At 63.6% G+C, this 2955-nt stretch carries 4 protein-coding genes; 1 reads left to right on the plus strand and 3 read right to left on the minus strand.

Annotated elements, in window-relative coordinates:
- A partial coding sequence (locus WBV42_RS09635; protein WP_423985830.1) for an ROK family protein occupies positions 1-664 on the plus strand: 664 nt, incomplete at its 5' end.
- 148 nt (positions 665-812) lie between these two features.
- Here WBV42_RS09635 and WBV42_RS09640 read toward each other — a convergent pair.
- The 3 genes from WBV42_RS09640 to WBV42_RS09650 form a co-directional block, all read right to left on the minus strand.
- A complete protein-coding gene (locus tag WBV42_RS09640) occupies positions 813-1985 on the minus strand; it encodes a pyridoxal-phosphate-dependent aminotransferase family protein (RefSeq protein WP_423985831.1) in 1173 nt (390 codons plus the stop codon).
- A 76-nt stretch (positions 1986-2061) separates the two neighbouring features.
- Positions 2062-2730, minus strand: coding sequence for a TIGR00266 family protein (locus tag WBV42_RS09645; RefSeq protein WP_423985832.1), 669 nt, complete (start codon positions 2728-2730; stop codon positions 2062-2064).
- Positions 2731-2749: 19 nt separating this feature from the next.
- A partial coding sequence (locus WBV42_RS09650; protein WP_423985833.1) for a hypothetical protein occupies positions 2750-2955 on the minus strand: 206 nt, incomplete at its 5' end.

Raw genomic sequence — 2955 nt, forward strand, 5'->3', positions numbered from 1 at the left:
CGGGAGCGACCGGATATTCCTCCACAACGACACCAATGCGGGCGCTATCGGGCAACGATTCTACAGCGACCGCAACCCCGACGACATGGTCTACATCACGATTTCGAGCGGTATCGGTGCCGGAGTCAGCGTCGATGGAAACGTCCTCACTGGGTGGGACGGCAACGCGGGCGAAGTAGGACACATGCTGGTCGATCCACACGGCGGACGAACCTGTGGCTGTGGCAAGGACGGCCACTGGGAAGCCTACTGCTCGGGTAACAACATCCCCGAGTACGCCCGCATGTTGGCGAAGGAAGACGAGAGCGTGGCGACGTCCCTCCCGCTCGACGACCCCGACTTCTCGGCAAAGGACGTGTTCGAGTACGCCGGCCTCGACGCCTTCGCCGACCACGTCATCGAGCAAGTCGCCCACTGGAACACCGTCGGCGTGGCGAACGTCGTCCAAGCCTACGCGCCCATCGTGGTCTACCTCGGCGGCGCTGTCGTCCTCAACAACGAGGAACTCGTCGTGGACCCGATCCGGGAACGCGTCGGCAACCACCTGCTCAACAACGTCCCGGACGTGCAGGTGACGACCCTCGGGGACGAAGTCGTCCTGAAAGGTGCCGTCGCGAGCGCGCTGACCGAGGGCACCGGCGACGAATCGCGGCTTCGGTCGTGAACTACGGATAGCGGTTTTTGACGTTTCAACTCCTTCGATCGTTCGCTACGGGAGTACCTCGATTTTGGTGTTTCAACATCCACGACTCGGGAGGTGCACTCTCTACGAAGACGAACGAATCAACGAAAAATGAATCGAGTACGGTTCGCTAGCGGAGTTGTTCGCGGGCGGCGGCCATCCCGGCTTCGACGTCCACGTCCGCGCCGACTTCGAGGAACGCCTCGCCGATGGTGCGGACGCCGCGGAGGATCTGTTCGTCGGAGAGGTTGCCCATGTTGCTCACGCGGAAGATTTCGCCGCCGAGGTGGGCCTGACCGCCGCTGATGCTCGCGCCGCGTTCGGTGACGGTGTCGAAGAAGTCGGTCGGGTTCTCCCGGACGGAAGCCGGGAGCGAGATGGCAGTGAGGGTGTTCGAGTACTCCGAGGCGTCGTTTCGCTCGGGGAACATCGAGAGGCCCATCGTCGTGAACGCCGCGCGGAACGCGCTGGACTGACGGCGGTGGCGGGCGATGCGCTCGGGCATTCCTTCGTCCTCGATGTGGCCGACGGCGAGAGCGAGGCCGCGGAACAGCGGAACCGCGCTCGTGAACGGCGTCTGGTGGGAGTCGGCTTTTCGAAGGTGCCACTCCAAATCCTCGTAGAAGGGTGCGCTCTCGCCGTCGAACGCCTCCTGTGCGCGGGGCGTGGCGTACATCGCGCTCGTTCCCGGCGGGGCCGCGAGGGCCTTTTGGGCGTCCGTGACCGCGACGTCGACGTTCCACTCGTCGATTAGGAACTCGTCGCCGCCGAGGGAGGTCACCCCGTCCACGACGAAGTAGGCGTCGTGTTCGGCCGCGATCTCCCCGACTTCGGCGACGGGATTCAGCAGACCGGTGCTCGTCTCGTTGTGGACCATCGTCACGACCTTCGTGTCGTCGGTGACGGCCTCCGCGACCGCCTCGGGGTCGATGGATTGGCCCCAGTCGAACGCCACCGGCGTCACGTTCGCGTAGCGGTCGGCGATTCGCTTGAAGCGACGGCCGAACTTGCCGTTCACGACCGAAACCACCTCGTCGTCTTCACCTGCGAGGTTGGCGACGGCGGCTTCCATCGCCATCGTCGCGGTTCCGTTAAAGATGAGGCTGGTGCCGTCGGACTCCGTCGTCGGCGTCCCGTCGAGCGACGAACGCTCGAAGACGTAGTCGAGGCCGTTCTGGGCGTCCTCGTAGACGGATTCGAACTCCGCAGAACGGTGTGAGACCATCGGTTCGCTCATCGCTTGTCGAACGTCGCGAGCGAGGGGTACCGGACCCGGGTTGAGTAAGAGGAAATCCTCTCGCATACTCACCCGTTCTACCTCCCCATAAATAAGCGTCGTGCGGGGCGCAAATTCCGCCTCTTGTCGTTGACAGTTACAACTACTGCTGTGAGTGTTCACCCGGCATGTTCGGGAGCAGCCACGACAGCAACGCCACCGGACTCCTCGACTGTAACCAAATCGTTCCCGGACCTTCGAACTCGGAGAGGAGACCACCCCGCCCGTCGCCGGGTGATCGAAGTCCATCGACGTGGTGGACGTCGAAATCGACGGGGCCTTCGAACGCGACGACGTGCCCCGTGTCCACGACGTATCGCTCGCCGGGGTCGAGACTCACCACCGAGACTGCCCCGTAGCTCGATAGGAACGCGAGACCCGCGCCCGACAGTTCGAGGAGGAAATCCCCGGCACATTTCACGAACGTCTCCTCGCCGTCGAACGTCGCCTCGAAGTCGATACCCGATTCCGCGGCGAGAAACGAACAGGACTGGACGTACAGCGATTCGTCCCGCAGTTCGTAGCGAAAGATGTCGCCCGGAAACGGCGGCGCGAGGCGGACGGTTCCGGGTTGATTCGCGGCGAACGTCGTGGAAAACGGCGTCCCTTCGCCGAGGGAAGCGTGCTCCGGCGTCTCGTCCGTTCCCGGCGAGAGTTCCACCGTTCCCGAGTAGCTGACCAGCGCCCCCGACTCGGCCCGTACTTCCTCCCCTGTCTCCAGTGTCAGTACGAGTTCGGCGAACGCTGGCTGGTTCGTGATTTCGTACTCCATACCCGACTAGGCCACGACGTCACGACCCATAGCCCTCCCGGCCTCCTCTCCACTCCGTGACCTGCTTTTTCGGTGATGTGGATTCCGGGTTGATGCTGGACAGGATTCGCGGTAGTTCGATGGTGGTCGCGGTGCGGGAGTAGTGGCGGTACGGAAGCGGTTGGGGTCGTTGCGGTGCGGAAGCGGTTATGTTGCTGTGTGCAGTGACGTTTGGTGATGTGGCGG

It is taken from the genome of Haladaptatus sp., from assembly GCF_049589095.1.
In the GTDB taxonomy this organism is placed as follows: domain Archaea; phylum Halobacteriota; class Halobacteria; order Halobacteriales; family Haladaptataceae; genus Haladaptatus.

Excerpts from the sequence above, each read along its gene's own strand:
- WBV42_RS09640 (WP_423985831.1), bottom strand. The coding sequence starts at position 1,985 with ATGCGAGAGGATTTCCTCTTACTCAACCCGGGTCCGGTACCCCTCGCT.
- WBV42_RS09645 (WP_423985832.1), bottom strand. The coding sequence starts at position 2,730 with ATGGAGTACGAAATCACGAACCAGCCAGCGTTCGCCGAACTCGTACTG.